Here is a 17,056-nt window from a genome sequence, read left to right on the forward strand (position 1 = left end):
AGGGTGAAAACATGGAGAAGAAAGTGCGAAGCCGGACGCTGGCCGCCGGCCTGTTTTTTACCCTTTTTTTTCTTGGACTGATTGTTCGGATCTATTGGGTGCAGGTGGCGGAGAAGACTTGGCTCATGGAGCGGGCGGAGCAGAATTGGCAGGAGTCGGAGACGGTTCCGGCCAAGCGGGGGATCATATCCGACCGTAATGGCAAAGTGCTGGCGGAGGATGGAACGGCTTTCATCGTGAAGCTCAGTCCGGTGCAGCTCCACGCCAAGGGGCTGGAGCGGGACGCGGCCAAAGGCCTGGCGGCTATCCTGGCTGCTCCGGGAGATGCGGCGGAGGTATCCAGGCTGGAGAACAAGTTCTACGAGATGGCTACCCGGAAGAAGAAGGACTCCGATGAATATCTGATCGAGGTGGAGGTCCAGACCGAAGGGTATAAGATCGACGCCGAGGCCAAAGCCCAGATCGACGAGCTGATCAAGGAATTGAAGGCAAAGATCGTGCTGAAGAATGAGCAGGATGGAACCAAAACCAAGCTGGATACGAGGCAGGTCGGCATCACGCTGTATGAGACGGAGAAGCGTTATTATCCGTACAACCGGCTGGCGTCCCATGTCCTGGGTTTTGTGGATAAGTGGGGCAAGCCCAGCGGTTACGGTCTGGAATCCTCCTTGGACGAGCTTCTGAAGGGTACCTCCGGCAAGCTGGAACGGGAGCGGGATCTGAAGGGAGTGGAGATTCCCAATGGCAAGCTCTCCTATACGGCCCCCGTCAATGGCAAGAATGTCACATTGACTCTCGACCAGCAGATCCAATATTATGTCGAGAACGCAATCCGCAAAGTGTATGACAAATGGAAGCCGCGCGGCGTAACCGCCATCGCAGCCGACCCCAAGACCATGGAAATTTTGGCCATGGCCAACATGCCGGATTATAATCCGAACCGTTATTGGGATTCGAAGGACATCTCCGTATTCCGGAATAATGCCATCTCATATACCTACGAGCCAGGGTCCACCTTCAAGGTCGTCACACTGGCGGGATCCATGCAGGAGAAGCTATTCAATCCGAATGATACGTACCAGTCCGGCAGCATCCGGGTAGGCGACGCCACACTGCACGACCACAACGTCGTCGGCTGGGGCCGCATCTCCTATATGGAAGGGCTGCTTCGTTCCAGTAACGTGGCGTTCGTCAAGCTCGGGGTGGAAAAGCTGGGGCAGGAGAAGCTCAGGCAGTACATCAAGGACTTCGGCTTCGGCGAGAAAACCGGCGTCGACCTGCCGGGTGAGCTGGGCGGCGTCGTTCAGATGAAATACGCTTCCGAGTTCGGCACCTCCACTTACGGTCAAGGCTTGACGGTCACCGCGATCCAGCAGCTGTCGTCCTACGGCGTGATTGCCAACGGCGGCAAGCTGATGAAGCCATACATCGTCAAGGAGATCGCCGACGCGGATACGAACGAGACCATTCAGACCGGCAAGCCGGAGGTGATCCGACAGGTCATCTCCGAGGAAACCGCCAAGCAGGCGTCTCTGGCTTTGGAGCAGGTTATCGCCAATCAAGAGATGGGAACCGGACGCAGAGCCTTTATCGAGGGTTACCGGGCGGCGGGAAAAACAGGTACGGCCAACATCGTCTTGCCCGGTGAGAAGGGCTACTCCTCGAACCAGTGGCTGATCTCTTTTGCCGGCTTCGCGCCGGTAGAGGATCCGAAGATCGTCGTCGTGCTCATCGCCGATGTGCCTGATCTGGGAGGGGATTACCATAAAGGGGGCGAGGTGGTGGCGCCCGCCTTCAAGGAGATCGTCTCCCAGACCTTAAGCTATATGGGCGTCCATTCCATGGCGACGGCCGCCCAGAAATCCCGCTTCGATCAAGCGCCGGATGTGCCGGAGGTGACGGGGCTGGCGGTATCCGCCGCCAAAACCACCCTCTCTCAGAAGGGGCTGAAGGCCGAGGTCATCGGCAATGGAACGGACGTGTTGAAGCAGATTCCGGGGCCGGGCACCCGGGTGTCCGAGTCGCAGCGGGTGTACTTGATGACCCAAGAGGAGGAAACGGCCAATGTACCGAATCTGGCCGGCAAATCCCTCCGGGATGCCCTGGAGATCTGCGATCTGCTGGGCATCAAGTGCAAGACGGACGGAGAAGGATATGTGGTCAGCCAGGTTCTGTCGGGAGATGAAGCTTCCCGGGAGCTGGCGCTGATCCTGAAGCCGGCCGAGGAGGCGGAGAAGGTGCTGGAGCAGGCGGCATCCGCCGCCAAGGACGTGAAGAATACGGCCAAGCCGCCCGCCGCCGCCAGTCCGACACCGAAGAAGGCGTCCGCTTCGCCCAGCAAGCCGCCGACTGCTTCGCCGACGCCAAGTCCGACGAAGGCTCAACCCAGCCCGTCCAAAAAGCCTTAACGTTATAGCCATACGTCCTGAACGATCCCGCAGGAGCTTGTTCTAACCCCTGTTTGTCCCGAATAGTCATGGATAAGAATGATTCTGACTATGAAGCTAAGGGGAGAGCGCTCGTGCGGGTTTCCAATGTTACCATACGTCGCCGTATTTGGTACGCCATGCTGGGAGGGACGGTGCTGTTCGCAGCCCTCCTGCTGCGGTTGGCGTACGTGCAGTTGTGGATGGGGCCGGGACTGGCCGAGAAAGCGGAGGACAACTGGCGGAGAACCGTCCCCTTCGAGCCCAAGCGCGGGGAGGTCTGGGACCGCAACGGGGTGAAGCTGACCTATAACGTATCCACCCCTACGGTCATGGCCATACCCGCCCAGGTGAAGAATCCGGAGGATACGTCCCGGCAGCTGGCGCAAATTCTGGGAGTACCCGCAGAGGGCATCCTTCAGGATATTACGAAGAAGTCGCTGATCGAGCGGGTACAGCCGGGCGGGCGGAAGATAACCGCCGAGAAGGCGGAGGAGATCAAGAAGCTGAACCTGCCGGGGATCCGGGTGGCGGAGGACAGCAAGCGCTATTATCCTTTCGGCAGCTTGGCCTCCCATATCCTTGGTTTTACCGGCATCGACAACCAAGGCTTGACCGGCGTGGAGGCGTCCTACAACAATCTGTTGAAGGGTATCCGCGGAGGCGTCAGCTTTCTCTCCACCGCCAGAGGCGGCACAATGCCGGGCTCGACCGACCAATATCAAGCGCCCCAAGACGGACTGAATTTGCAGCTGACACTCGACCACTATATACAATCCGTGATGGAGCGGGAAATGGACCAGGCCATGGTTCAGCATCAGCCGGACCGGATCATCGGAATCGCCATGGATCCCAACAGCGGGGAGATTCTCGCCATGGCCAGCCGGCCGACCTATGATCCGGGACAATTCCGGGAGTACCCCTCTGAAGTCTACAACCGGAATCTTCCCATCTGGATGACCTATGAGCCAGGCTCCACCTTCAAGATCATCACGCTGGCCGCCGCTCTGCAGGAGGGCAAGGTGGATCTGAATGCGGCGTTCCATGATCCGGGGGCCATCGAGGTGGCCGGTGCGCGTCTGCGGTGCTGGAAGCGGGGCGGACATGGCTCCGAGACATTCCAGCAGGTGGTGGAGAACTCCTGCAACCCGGGGTTTGTGGTGATGGGCCAGAACTTGGGCAAGGACAAATTGTTCGAATACATCTCGAAGTTCGGCTTCGGCAAAAAAACCGGAATTGACTTGAACGGCGAAGAAAACGGCATTATGTTCAAGCCGGAGCGGGTAGGGCCGGTGGAGCTGGCGACCACAGCCTTCGGTCAAGGCGTCTCGGTCACTCCGATCCAGCAGATTGCAGCGGTATCCGCCGCCGTTAACGGCGGCAAGCTTTTCAAGCCTCATGTCACCAAGGGATGGTATCATCCGGTAACGGGCGAGATGGTGGATACCACGGAGCCTGAACTGATCCGTCAGGTCATCACGCCTGAGACCTCCAAGCAGGTGCGTGAATCCCTGGAGAAGGTCGTGGCGCTCGGAACCGGGCGGAATGCCTTCGTCGACGGCTACCGGGTAGGAGGCAAGACCGGTACGGCCCAGAAGGTCGTCAACGGGCGTTACTCCTCCAGCGAGCATATTGTTTCCTTCGTCGGCTTCGCGCCGGCGGACGATCCGAAGATTGTGGTCTACATTGCCGTCGACAACCCAAAGGGCATACAATTCGGCGGGTTGATCGCTGCGCCTATCGTCAAGAACATCATGGCCGATTCGCTGCGGTATATGAAGGTGGAGCCCCGCAAGGATCAGATCCAGAAGGAATACAAGTATCCCGATATCCCCGATGTGGAAGTGCCGGACATGGTGGGCATGAGCATTCAGGATATCTACGAGGATGTGCGGTCCGATCTGGTGCTGGCCAAAGCGGGAACGGGGTCGTACGTGGCAAGCCAGCTCCCGGCTCCGGGCACCCGGGTCCCACAGGGCTCCACGGTCCGGATCTATCTAAGCGATAAACAAACGGATAAGTAGGAAAATCCATGTATCTTTTGTCTATACTAGGGGAATAAGGAGAGGATGCAGCATGAACCTGAAAGAGCTTGCCGGTCTGTTCGCCGTTTCTGCCATCATCGGTGATGGAAATGTGGAGATTACGGGAATTCAATCGGATTCGCGCCAGGCAGGGCCTGGGGATTTGTTCATCTGCGTAAGGGGCTTCAAGGTGGACGGTCACCGGTTCGCGGACAAAGCCGTGGAGCAGGGGGCTGTGGCGCTGGTGGTAGAGGAGCGTCTGCCGCTGGATGTGCCGATGCTGGTAGTGAAGGACGCCCGCTTCGCCATGTCGGTCATCGCCAATCACTTCTACGGGTATCCGAGCCATGACATGAAGGTTATCGGAGTGACGGGCACCAACGGGAAGACGACCACCACCTATATGTTGGAGAAAATCCTGAACGACTGCGGCTTCCGCACCGGGCTCATGGGAACGGTCCGCATGCGGATCGGCGACGAGATATTCCCGACCGAGAATACGACCCAGGAGGCACTGGATCTTCAGCGTAACTTCCGCCGGATGGCCGATGTCGGCACGCAGTATTGCATCATGGAAGTGTCCAGCCATGCGCTGGATCTGGGGCGCGTTAAGTCCACACGGTTCCGTTCCGCCTTGTTCACGAATCTGACCCAGGATCATCTGGATTACCATAAGACCATGGAGGAATACCGGGCCGCCAAGGGGCTGTTCTTCTCCCGGCTGGGCAACGGCATTGCGTCTTCGCCGGAGGAGAGAAGCTACGCCTTGTTGAACGCGGATGATCCGGCCAGCGTCTATTACGCGAAGCAATCGGCTGTGGAAACCTTAACCTACGGCATCGAGAATGACGCGGACGTCCGCGCGGCCGATATCCGGATCACCGCCAAGGGTACCCGGTTCCGATTGACTGCGTATGCGGGCGAAACCGACGTGCATTTGAAGCTCGTGGGCAAATTTAATGTCTACAATGCTCTGGGGGCCGTTGCAGTAGCCCTTTTGGAGGGTGTATCCTTAGAGCAGGTCAAAGAAAGCTTGGAAGCCATGCCTCCTGTAGAAGGGCGGATGGAAACGGTGGACGAAGGTCAGGATTTCCTGGTGCTGGTCGACTATGCCCACACGCCGGATGGCTTGGAGAATGCGCTTGCCGCCGTCAAAGAGGTGGCCGAAGGACGGGTCATCACCGTGTTCGGCTGCGGGGGGGACCGGGACCGGACCAAGCGTCCGAAGATGGGCCGTATTGCCGCGCTGTACAGCGACTACGTCTTCATCACCTCGGATAATCCGCGTTCGGAGGATCCGGAAGCCATCCTGTCCGATATCGAGCCCGGCGTGACCGATGCGGGCTTGACCCGCGAACGGTATGCGATGATTGCGGACCGGCGGACCGCCATCCAAAAGGCTATTGAAATGGCAAGCCCCAAGGATGTAGTATTGATTGCGGGAAAAGGCCATGAGACCTATCAATTGGTGAAGGGCGCCACGCTTCATTTTGATGACCGGGAAGAAGCAAGAATCGCGCTAAGGAGTCGGAACGAGTGATGAATCGGAAGCTGGATGAGATCGCCCGGATGTCGGGCGGCAGTGTGCCGGAGCTGTTCGGCGAAGTGGAGGTCCGCGGGGTGGCCTGCGACCTGAAGAATGTAAGAACCGGCTGTTTGTATATTCCGCGGGTAACGGAGGGCGGAGACGGCCATTATGCCGCCGAGGAGGCGATCCGCAAGGGGGCGGCCGCCATGCTCTGGCAGAACGGGCATCCGTCCCCTTATCCCGGTCATATTCCGGCGGTGCGCGTGGACGACTTGGCCGCAGCCGTAGTGGAGCTTGCGCGGGCATACCGCAAGGAGCTGCCGGTGCGGACGGTGGTTGTCGCAGGAAGCGACGGAAAGACGACGACCAAGGATATGCTGGCCACGCTGTTGACCTCCACCTACAAGGTCCACCAATACGGGGCGGATACCCGCAGCCCGATGGTGGATTTGGCGTATTCGATCCTGGAGATGGATGAAGAGACGCAGATGGCCGTATTCGAGCTTCCATGGAACGGGGAGACCGGCATCGGGGAGCAGAGCCGTCTCTTGGCACCTGAGATTGGGGTCATCACCAACGTGGGGGAAGCGAACCTGCAGTTTCTGGCAACGCGACGGGAGATTGCCCAAGAGGCTGTGAAGGTGCTGGAGGGCTTGATACCGGGAGGTCTTCTGATCTATAACGGCGAGGAGCCCCTATTGGAAGAGGCGCTGGCCGAAGCCGTGCATCCCGAAGGGCTGTTAACGTACCGGTTCGGCTCCGAGGGACACCTCGACATGCATCCGATCGCCATCATGAATGAGCCCGAGGGCACCTCGTTCAAGACCAATCTTCCTATGATGACGTATTATAAGATTCCATTATTGGGACTTCATAACATTATGAATGCTATGGCGGCCCTTGCCGCTTCCAAGTATCTGGGCGTCCTGGATCAGGACGCGTCCGACGGCTTCCGACGGCTCGACCGGTGCTACGCCCGGCTGACACCGATGAGGACCCGGTTCGGGGCCGTCATCTTGAACGATGCCATGAGCGCGAGTCCCACCTCTATGAAGGCGGCGATCGAGCTCTTGAAGGATCTTCCCGGCTATCAGCGGAAGATCGTCGTCCTGGGCGACATGGTGGACCTGGGGCCGGATGAGGTCCGGTACCACAAGGAGATCGGAGCGATGCTGACCGCGCCCGAGATCTACAAAGTATTCGCTTACGGAACCTTAGCCAAGCATATTGCGTCTGAAGCCAGTAAAGGGCTGCCTTCGGGGAGAGTCCGCTGGTTCCACGAGAAGGCGGAGCTCATCGATGCCGTTGCGGCGGAAGCGCGGGAGCGGGATGCGATCTTGGTCAAGGGCTCCCGGATGATGGGCTTGGATGAGCTCGTGGATATTCTGACGGGTGTATGAACGGGCAAGCGAATCGGACGGATTGAGATTGGGGTCGCGTTGGTCCGGACTTGCGTCCGGAAGACGCTGATCCTCGCAGGGGGCTAAGGTTGTGATCGATATCAAGGAAATTTTATTCCCGATGGGCGTGGCGTTTCTTTTCGCCCTGTTGGCGGGACCGCTGCTCATTCCCGTGCTTCGGAGAATGAAGTTCGGCCAGCAGATCCGCAAGGAAGGCCCGCAGGGCCATCAGAAAAAAGCAGGCACCCCCACCATGGGCGGCGTGATCATTTTGCTGGCGTTGGCGGTAGCCACCCTGCGCTTCGCAGACAAGAACACGGAGCTGGTCATTCTCCTGGTGGCTACATTAGGCTACGGGCTGGTCGGCTTCCTGGATGACTACATCAAGATCGTATTCAAGCGCTCGCTGGGCCTGAATGCCAAGCAGAAGCTGCTGGGGCAGCTGCTGGTCTCGGGCGTCGTCTGCTATCTCTTGTATGATATCGGACATTCCACGGATCTGTCCGTTCCGCTGACGGATTGGTCGATTCCGCTGGGCTGGCTGTATTATCCCTTCGTGATCATCATGATGCTGGGCATGTCCAACGCGGTGAATTTCACCGACGGGCTGGACGGATTACTCTCCGGGACCAGCGCGGTGGCATTCGGGGCTTATATCATCATCGCCATGAAGGTGCATGATCCGGAATCCGCCATACTGGCGGCTGCCATGGTAGGCGCCGTTCTGGGCTTCCTGGTGTTCAATGCCCATCCCGCCAAGGTATTCATGGGAGATACGGGCTCCTTGGGCATCGGCGGCGGTCTGGCGGCCGTAGCCATTCTGACCAAGGCGGAGCTATTGATCCTGATCATAGGCGGCGTATTCGTCTTCGAGCTGTTGTCCGTCGTGATTCAGGTGGCCTCCTTCAAGACGAGAGGAAAACGCGTCTTTAAGATGAGCCCGATCCATCATCATTTCGAATTGTCCGGTTGGTCCGAGTGGCGGGTCGTCATCACCTTCTGGGCTGTCGGACTGCTGTTGGCCGGTCTCGGACTATATATTAACGAGGTGTTCTAACGAATGAGGGCTCCAAACTGGTACAAGGATAAGCAGGTTGTGATTTTGGGGCTCGCACGAAGCGGCGTGGCCGTGGCGAAGCTGTTCCAGGAATGCGGTGCGGCGGTTACCGTCAATGATCAAAAGAAGCGTGAAGAATGCCCTGAGGCCGACGAATTGGAGGCTCTGGGTATTTCTGTTGTTTGCGGCGGACATCCGCCGGAGCTCATCCATGAAGAGGTGGCGCTGGTCGTCAAGAACCCCGGCATCCCCTACAAGGCGGAGCCGGTGGCTCGAGCGGCTTCCTTCGGCATCGAGATCGTGACGGAGGTGGAGGTGGCATCGCATATCTCCCAGGCTCCGATGATCGGCATTACGGGCTCCAACGGCAAGACCACCACCACCACATGGATCGGCCGTATGCTGGAGCAGGCGGGCATGAAGCCCATCGTGGCCGGGAACATCGGCCGGGCGCTCTGCGATGCCGCCATGGAGGCAGACGCAGACAACTGGCTTGTGGTGGAGCTGTCCAGCTTCCAATTGAAGGGCACCACGGACTTCCGTCCGCGCGTCGCCTGTTTGCTGAACGTGTATGAGACCCACCTGGACTACCATGGGACCATGGAGGATTATGCCGGTTCCAAAGCCAAGCTGTTCGCCAGCCAAGAGGCCGGCGATATTGCCGTGCTGAATTGGGACGACGCCTATTGCCGTTCACTCATTCCCTCCCTGCATGCGAAAGTGGTTCCCTTTTCCATGAAGGAGGAGCTGGAGTCGGGAGTCTATCTGTCGCTTCTGCCTGCCGCCGCAGCGGATGGTTCCACGGTGGAGAAGCGTCATATCGTATGGAAGCAAGAAGGGCGCGGGCCGGTGGCGGTCCTTCCGACGGAGGAGCTCGGCATTCCGGGCGAGTTCAACGTGGAGAACGCCCTTGCTGCCGTGGCGGCTGCCCTCTCGGCCGGCGCTTCCGTCGAAGCGGTGGCCCGGGCGCTGCGGGAGTTCCGCGGCGTCGAGCATCGTCTCGAGTATGTGCGGGAGAAGGACGGCGTGGTTTATTACAACAATTCCAAGGCAACGAATCCGGCGGCCACCATCAAGGCGCTGGAGGCCTTCGAGCAGCCTATTGTCCTGGTGGCAGGCGGTTTGGACCGGGGAATGGAATACACGGACCTGCTTCCTTACTTCCGGGAGCGGGTCAAGGCTGTGGTCGCCCTGGGCGAAACGCGGCAAAAAATCGCCCGGGTGGCGGAGGAGGCCGGATTGAGCTTAGTCAAAACCGTCGATACTGCTAACAATCCTGCAGCAGCCGTTGCGGAGGCCGTGGAAGCGGCCCATGCTTTTGCTGAAGCGGGAGACGTGGTGCTGTTATCGCCGGCCTGTGCCAGTTGGGACATGTTTGCATCCTATGAGGTCCGGGGTAGCATGTTTAAAGAGTCCGTGCATAACCTTTAAGAGAGGGAACAAGCCCCGCTTGTCCCTCTAACGAATGCTTGAAGAGGTGACGGGCATGGGTAAAACTCGATCTTCTCCGGATCTGATCCTGCTGATCTGCACGCTTTCGCTCCTGACCATCGGTGTGATTATGGTCTACAGCGCCAGCGCGGTGCTCTCCTATCATGATTTCGGAGACTGGTACTATTATTTGAAGCGTCAGCTGCTGTTCGCCGTACTGGGCATTCTCACCATGACCGCCGTGATGAACGTCGAATATTCCGTCTGGAAGAAATTCGCGAAGATCGCGCTTATCATCGGGTTCACTCTGCTGGTGCTGGTGCTCATTCCCGGCATCGGGGTGGTCCGCGGCGGGGCGAGAAGCTGGCTCGGCATCAGCTCCTTCGGCATTCAGCCTTCGGAGTTCATGAAGATGTGCATGATCCTGTTTCTGTCGAAGATGCTGTCGGAGGATCAAGGCAAGATCACCCATTTCACCAAGGGGCTGCTTCCGCCGCTCGGGGTTATGGGCCTGGCCTTCGGCCTGATCATGCTGCAGCCCGACCTGGGTACCGGAGCGGTTCTGTGCGGAGCATCGCTCCTGATCATCTACGCCGCAGGCGCAAGAACGGCCCATCTGGCCGGACTCGGCATGATCGGGGTGGCGGGCTTGGTCGGGATGATCGCCGCTGCACCGTACCGGCTGAAGCGGATCACCGGCTTTCTGGATCCGTGGTCGGATCCGCTAGGAACCGGCTACCAGATCATCCAATCCCTGTATGCCATCGGCCCAGGCGGTCTGGTGGGTATGGGACTCGGAGCCAGCCGCCAGAAGTACAGCTATTTGCCCGAGCCGCAGACGGACTTCATCTTCGCCATCATCAGCGAGGAGCTGGGCTTCATCGGGGGAGGCTTGGTGCTGGTGCTGTTCGCCCTCCTGATCTGGAGAGGCATGCGCACCGCCATCATGGCGCCTGATTCGTTCAGCAGTCTGCTGGCCACCGGCATTACGGGCATGATCGCGGTCCAGGTCATTATCAACATCGGTGTCGTCATCGGCATGTTCCCGGTCACGGGGATCACTCTGCCCCTGATCAGCTACGGCGGCTCCTCGCTGACGCTGATGCTGGCGTCCATCGGCATCCTGCTCAACATATCCCGTTATTCGAGGTGAATCCTCATATGTCCAAAATCGTATTCACCGGAGGCGGTTCGGCGGGTCATGTGACGCCGAACCTTGCTCTTATTGGGGAACTTCGCTCGTCCGGCTGGGACGTGGATTATATCGGCTCCGCCGACGGCATCGAGAAGGGCATCATCGCCGAAACAGGCGTGCGCTTCCATGCCATCTCGTCCGGCAAGCTCCGCCGTTATTTCGATCTGAAGAATCTGAAGGATCCCTTCAAGGTAGCCAAAGGGGTCTGGGACGCCTATCGGGTGCTCTCCAAGGTGAAGCCGGACGTGGTCTTCTCCAAGGGGGGCTTCGTGTCCGTTCCCGTCGTAGCCGCCGCCAAGCTGAAGGGGATTCCGGTCATCGTCCATGAGTCCGACATCACCCCGGGGCTGGCCAACAAGCTGTCCGCTCCCATGGCCCGCAGGGTCTGCGTGACGTTCCCGGAAACGGCGCGGCATATCAAGGGCGACAAAGCCCTGTGCACCGGCGTCCCTGTCCGTCCCGAGCTGTTCCACGGTCGTGCGGACAAAGCCCGGCTGGAGCTGGACTTCGTCCGCTCCCGGCCGGTTCTGCTGGTGATGGGAGGAAGCCTGGGGGCCAAGGCCATCAACCTGGCGGTCCGGCAAGCTCTGCCGGAGCTTCTGGCCCAGTTCCAGATCATCCATATCTGCGGGAAGAATAATCTGGACCCCGCATTGGAGGGGACCCGGGGCTACCGGCAGTTCGAATATGTCTCCGCCGGGCTGCCGGATCTATTGGCGTTGGCGGATGTGGTGGTGTCCCGGGCGGGTGCGACCTCCATCTTCGAATTTTTGGCGCTCCGCAAGCCTATGCTCCTCATCCCGCTCAGCCGCCAGGCCAGCCGGGGTGACCAGATTTTGAATGCGCGCTCCTTTGCGGCCCGGGGCTTCGCCGAGGTGGTGGAGGAGGAGGAGCTGAACGCGTCGGTTCTGGCGGAACGCGTCGCTACTCTCTACTCGCAGCGGGACCGCTATGCCGAGAAGATGGGTTCGGAGCCGGCGGGACGGGATGCGGTGGACCGCATTGTGGCGCTGATCCGGGAAGCGGCCGGAACCGGACGGACTTAGTTTGAAGCAATGAATGGGCATTTGTCACACTCTCGGGTCTTTTACATAAAATACACTATAACCGTGACAGACACCCGGCAGAAGCGAGAAAAACGGAGAAATCTCCAGAAATCCGGAGAATTTCCGAATGCTTCTTGCGAACCGGTGCGTTCTGTGAAGGAGGTTTGCTACCCATGCAGAAGTTGGTGAACGAGCTGAAGGCGGCAGATGTGGGGGAATTGCTGCTGAATGAGTCCATGGCTCCCTATACGACATGGAAGATCGGAGGTCCGGCCGATGTGATGATCGTGCCGTCCTCGAAGGAGAAGCTGTCGGAGACCGTCCGGATTCTGAACGAGTCCGGCACTCCCTGGCTCCTTCTGGGTAGGGGCTCGAATCTGCTCGTAACCGACAAGGGATGGAGGGGGGCCGTCATTCGGCTGGGGCCGGCCTTCGAGAAGGTCCGGTTCGAAGGTCCCGTCATCCATGCCGGAGCCGGCCATTCCTTCATCAAGCTGTCGGTTCTGGCCGGCAAGGAAGGACTGACGGGACTGGAGTTCGCTTCAGGCATTCCGGGCAGCGTGGGTGGCGCCGTCTACATGAACGCCGGGGCACACGGGTCAGATGTGTCACGCATTATTAAGCAGGCTGAAGTGTTGCTCGGTTCGGGTGAGAGGGTCATCATGGAGAAGGGCGATCTGGAATATGCCTACCGCCATTCCGTGCTGCACCACACTCCCGGAATCGTGATGGAAGCGGTGTTCGAGCTGACGTATGGCGACCGCAAAGAAATCGCAGCCGCCATGGCAGCATACAAGGACCGCAGGCTGCGGACGCAGCCCCTGCAGCTGCCTTGCGCCGGAAGCACCTTCCGCAATCCGCCGGGGCAATTTGCCGCCAAGCTGATTGAGGAAGCGGGCTTGAAGGGCAAGCGCATCGGGGGAGCGGAGGTTTCCGGCCTGCACGCCAATTTCATCATCAATACCGGGCAAGCGAAGGCTCAAGATGTGCTTGATCTGATCGCTCATATCCAATCTTCCGTGAAGGACCGCTTCGGTGTGGAGCTGGTGCCGGAAGTGATGACGGTCGGGGAGCGCTAACCGCTGCAGGACCCGGTCCCGGGGCTTGCACGGCAAGCTTTCAGGAGGTGGAACTTTGGAGAAGTTGGTCATCGAAGGCGGCAGGCCTCTATCGGGAACGATCCGGATCCAGGGAGCCAAAAACGCCGCACTGCCGATCTTGGCGGCGTGCATCATGGCCGAAGGAACGCACCGGATTCAGAATGTGCCGGATTTGCTCGATATTCATGTCATGCTGAACATTTTAAGGTCACTCGGATGCCAAGCGGAGCTTGTAGACGGTACTGTAACCATCGATACGGCTCCGATGCATTCGGCGCACATCCCGGAGCATCTGATGCGTCAGATGCGCTCCTCCATCTTCCTGATGGGGCCGCTCCTGGCCCGGTTCGGCGAGGTCCATGTCTACCAGCCGGGCGGCTGCGCCATCGGGGAACGCAAGATCAATCTTCATCTTCTGGGGCTGGAGGCTCTCGGGGCCGAAGTCCAGGAGCAGGGGAATCAAATCGTATGCCGCTCCGGCGGGCTTATCGGCAACGACATCGTGCTCGACTTCCCCAGCGTCGGCGCAACGGAGAACATCATGATGGCGGCGGCCAGGGCCGATGGCATCACCATGATCCACAACGCGGCCCGTGAGCCCGAGATCCAGGATCTCCAGAACTTCCTGAATGCCATGGGGGCGGAGATATACGGAGCCGGAACGGATACCATCACCGTAAAAGGCGTCAAGAGGCTTCAACCCGTCACCTACAGCGTGATTCCCGACCGGATCGTAACCGGAACGATCATGATCGCCGCCGCCGTAACACGGGGCAGCGTCACCTTGGAAAATACGAACCCCTCCCATCTCACATCCGCCATACACGCACTACGACGCGCCGGTGTTCAAATCACCATCGACGGTGATATAATGAACGTAAGCTGCCACACCAGACCGAAGGCTGTGGAACGGATCGTCACATCCCCCCATCCGGCATTTCCTACGGACCTGCAATCCCAAATCATGGTTCTACTCTCTTTGGCAGACGGACTCAGCATCATCAAAGAAACGATCTTCGAAGGACGCTTCAAGCATGTGGATGAACTGGCCCGCATGGGCGCAGACATCCGTGTCGACCAGACCAATGCCTATATCCGCGGCGTTCCGCGCCTGTATGGCGCCACCGTGGAAGCGACCGATCTCCGGGCAGGGGCCGCTCTCGTGCTTGCGGGCTTGGCTGCGCGCGGCATTACGGTCGTGGAGCAGATTCATCACATTGACCGCGGATATGATAGAATAGAAGAAATGCTCGGCCGCTTAGGCGCCAATATCAGCCGGATCGATACCGCTGCCAACGCTCCCGTCTGGGGCGGCGGAGCAGCCGACAAGCTCGTATCGGAGGCATAAGGCCATCCAACCAGAAGAGTCTTCCGAGAGGCCCGTATCCCTTCCCGCCCGGCGGGGAGGGATGCAGTGCGTTAGGAGACCGATTCACAACCCACCCGGACTGCCGGGAAGATGAGGTGTTAGGCTTGTCCGTTGAAACCACTGTGCCCGCCATTAAGCCTTCTCCTTCGAAGCCGAAGAGGGGAGGAGGCAAGCTTCTGGGCCTCGTGATCGTTTTTTTTATAACGGTCTTCATTATTCTGTTCTTCCAATCGTCCATCAGCAAGATCAGCGAGATTCGGGTCGAAGGCAATGAGCTCGTGCCGGCGGAGGAGATCATCGCTGCCTCCGGTGTGGAGCCGGGTGACCATTTCTTCACCACAAGCACCCACAGGGCCCGTGACAAGGTGAAGCTCCATCCGTTCCTGGAGAGCGTCGAGATCAGCAAGAGCTTCCCGGGAATGGTGAAGATTCAGGTCAAGGAATACCGGAGGGTGGCCTTCCAGCTGGCGGCGGACGGCACGAAGGAAGTGCTTCTGGCGGACGGCAGCGCGCTGCCCGTAGCCGGACAAGCCGCCCATGTGCCACTGGACATGCCCATCCTGTCCAACTGGAATGCTGACGATCCGATGAAAAAAGCGCTCTGCGCCGCGTTGGCCCAAGTGCCGGCGCACCTGCTGTCCGACATCTCGGAGATCAAGCCGGAGCCGTCCGTAGCCTATCCGGACAAGATTAAGCTCTATACCCGTTCCAGGTACGAGGTGTATACGACCATCGAATATTTGCCCGGGAATGTGGAATATTTGGGCTATATGACCGCAGAGCTGATGGAACGAGGCAAGACTACGGGAGTGATCACCATGCTGGAGCAGATCCGCCACGCGCCGTTCGAGTCGGACAAGTCTCAGGAGCCGAAGACCCAGCCTACGAAGGCTCCGGTGAAGGACCAGCCGGCAGGGCAGCCCCGAAACACGAATAAGCCGGCCAACGGCTGAAGTCTCCACGGGATAAGTTACGGGAGTTTCCATATAATCTCGTAAAAAGGACTACTAATCGTTTGGAAATAATGTTAAAATTATAATTATGGAGTTTCATAGAGAACCTTCTCCCACCGGGAATATTTGCCAAGCAAAAAAAATGTAGAAAAAAGAGGGAATAACGCGCTTCTGTTGAATACTTACAGAGGTGTTCAAGGTATTTCATCCGAAAGGCCGCAATCATGATTACGAAACAGGAGGTGCCACCGGTTGAGCAGCAATGACGTCATTGTGAGTCTGGACATCGGTACATCCAAAGTGCGAGTTATTATTGGCGAAGTGACCAACGGCGCCATTAATATAGTTGGAGTGGGATCCGCAGAATCCGAAGGCATTCGCAAAGGAGCCATCGTGGATATCGACCAGACTGTCCAATCCATCCGACAGGCGGTTGACCATGCGGAGCGTATGGTAGGCATTCAGATTTCAGACGTGTTCGTCGGTATTTCCGGAAGCCATATTGCACTTCAATCCAGCCACGGAGTTGTAGCCGTATCCAATGAGGATCGCGAAATCGGAGATGAAGACATCGACCGTGTGCTCCAAGCCGCGCGAGTGATCGCGCTGCCCCCCGAGAGAGAAATTATCGGCGTGGTGCCGAAGCAGTTTTTGGTTGACGGCCTCGAAGGCATCCAGGATCCGCGCGGGATGATCGGCGTCCGGCTCGAAGTCGAAGCCACCATCATCACGGGGACCAAGACGGCCATACATAACTTGAAACGCGTGGTGGACAAGGCCGGTCTGCATATTACGGGATTGACGCTCATGTCATTGGCCGCTGGCCAATTGACATTGTCCAAGGACGAGAAGTCTATCGGCACCGTTCTGGTGGATATCGGAGCGGGAGCCACAACCATCGCCGTCTTCGAGGAGGGGAATCTGGCTGCCACCTCCACCATTCCGATCGGCGGCGATTTCGTCACCAACGATATCTCCATCGGACTTCATACCCAGACCGAGCATGCTGAGAAGATGAAGCTGAAGTTCGGCTGCGCCTCCATCGAGGATGCCGCGCCGGAACAAGTGTTCAAGGTACCCCGGATCGGCAGCAATGTGGACAAGGAGTTCTCCCAAGTGGATCTGGCCAGCATCATCGAGCCCCGCGTGGAAGAGATCTTCCATCTGATCCGCAGTGAGGTTCACCGCATGGGCTTCGGCAATGCGGCAGGCGGGTATGTCCTAACGGGAGGCAGCGTGAATATGCCGGGCGTGCTGGCCGTTGCCAAACGGGAGCTGGACACCTCCGTTCGCATCGCTTCCCCCGAATTCATCGGCGTAAGGGATCCTTCCTATACGAGCGGTGTAGGAATCATCAATTATGCAGCCAAGACCGTTAAGATTCGACCATCCGGCAATTACCGCAAGTCCGCCTCCAAGGCGGTGGCGGCCACCTCCGAGAAAACCGGCTTCTTCGAGAAGATCAAGAACTGGTTGAGCGAATTGATCTAATCTTGTACGGCTGCTGCCGGCAGAGCAATACGGAAC

The 17,056-nt window shown here is 58.6% G+C and carries 12 protein-coding genes; all 12 read left to right on the forward strand.

From position 1 onward, the window contains the following. The first annotated feature begins 11 nt into the window (after positions 1-11). The 12 genes from ACSEXW_RS11625 to ftsA all read left to right on the forward strand — a co-directional run bounded on the left by ACSEXW_RS11625 (position 12) and on the right by ftsA (position 17,020). Positions 12-2,408 (forward strand): penicillin-binding transpeptidase domain-containing protein, encoded by a 2,397-nt coding sequence (locus tag ACSEXW_RS11625; RefSeq protein ID WP_438446309.1) that lies wholly within the window; start codon positions 12-14, stop codon positions 2,406-2,408. Between the two features lie 113 nt (positions 2,409-2,521). After that, positions 2,522-4,450 carry a stage V sporulation protein D gene (locus tag ACSEXW_RS11630; RefSeq protein ID WP_438446310.1) on the forward strand — a complete coding sequence of 643 codons (1,929 nt, stop codon included), beginning with the start codon at positions 2,522-2,524 and terminating at the stop codon, positions 4,448-4,450. A 52-nt stretch (positions 4,451-4,502) separates the two neighbouring features. After that, entirely contained in the window at positions 4,503-5,990 is a 1,488-nt protein-coding gene (locus tag ACSEXW_RS11635; protein WP_438446311.1) for a UDP-N-acetylmuramoyl-L-alanyl-D-glutamate--2,6-diaminopimelate ligase, read from the forward strand. Continuing rightward, positions 5,990-7,378, forward strand: coding sequence for a UDP-N-acetylmuramoyl-tripeptide--D-alanyl-D-alanine ligase (locus ACSEXW_RS11640; protein ID WP_438446312.1), 1,389 nt, complete (start codon positions 5,990-5,992; stop codon positions 7,376-7,378). The genes ACSEXW_RS11635 and ACSEXW_RS11640 overlap by 1 nt, the downstream gene beginning before the upstream one ends. Positions 7,379-7,472: 94 nt before the next feature. Beyond that, entirely contained in the window at positions 7,473-8,435 is a 963-nt protein-coding gene (gene mraY / locus ACSEXW_RS11645) for a phospho-N-acetylmuramoyl-pentapeptide-transferase (RefSeq protein WP_438446391.1), read from the forward strand. A gap of 3 nt (positions 8,436-8,438) precedes the next feature. After that, positions 8,439-9,866, forward strand: a complete 1,428-nt coding sequence (murD, locus tag ACSEXW_RS11650; protein ID WP_438446313.1) for a UDP-N-acetylmuramoyl-L-alanine--D-glutamate ligase — start codon at positions 8,439-8,441, stop codon at positions 9,864-9,866. A 55-nt stretch (positions 9,867-9,921) separates the two neighbouring features. Then, positions 9,922-11,019: a stage V sporulation protein E gene (spoVE, locus tag ACSEXW_RS11655; RefSeq protein WP_438446314.1), complete on the forward strand. Its 1,098-nt coding sequence runs from the start codon at positions 9,922-9,924 to the stop codon at positions 11,017-11,019. A gap of 8 nt (positions 11,020-11,027) precedes the next feature. Continuing rightward, on the forward strand, positions 11,028-12,107 hold the full coding sequence (gene murG, locus ACSEXW_RS11660; RefSeq protein WP_438446315.1) for an undecaprenyldiphospho-muramoylpentapeptide beta-N-acetylglucosaminyltransferase: 1,080 nt from the start codon (positions 11,028-11,030) through the stop codon (positions 12,105-12,107). Positions 12,108-12,280: 173 nt separating this feature from the next. Further along, positions 12,281-13,186: a UDP-N-acetylmuramate dehydrogenase gene (gene murB, locus ACSEXW_RS11665; RefSeq protein WP_438446316.1), complete on the forward strand. Its 906-nt coding sequence runs from the start codon at positions 12,281-12,283 to the stop codon at positions 13,184-13,186. Between the two features lie 55 nt (positions 13,187-13,241). Further along, positions 13,242-14,555, forward strand: coding sequence for a UDP-N-acetylglucosamine 1-carboxyvinyltransferase (murA, locus tag ACSEXW_RS11670; RefSeq protein WP_438446317.1), 1,314 nt, complete (start codon positions 13,242-13,244; stop codon positions 14,553-14,555). Between the two features lie 125 nt (positions 14,556-14,680). Further along, positions 14,681-15,529: a cell division protein FtsQ/DivIB gene (locus tag ACSEXW_RS11675; RefSeq protein WP_438446318.1), complete on the forward strand. Its 849-nt coding sequence runs from the start codon at positions 14,681-14,683 to the stop codon at positions 15,527-15,529. 252 nt (positions 15,530-15,781) lie between these two features. Next, entirely contained in the window at positions 15,782-17,020 is a 1,239-nt protein-coding gene (gene ftsA, locus ACSEXW_RS11680; protein ID WP_438446319.1) for a cell division protein FtsA, read from the forward strand. Positions 17,021-17,056: the final 36 nt, after the last annotated feature.

The organism is Oryzibacillus soli (assembly GCF_051594765.1).
Taxonomy (GTDB): domain Bacteria; phylum Bacillota; class Bacilli; order Paenibacillales; family NBRC-103111; genus Paenibacillus_AR.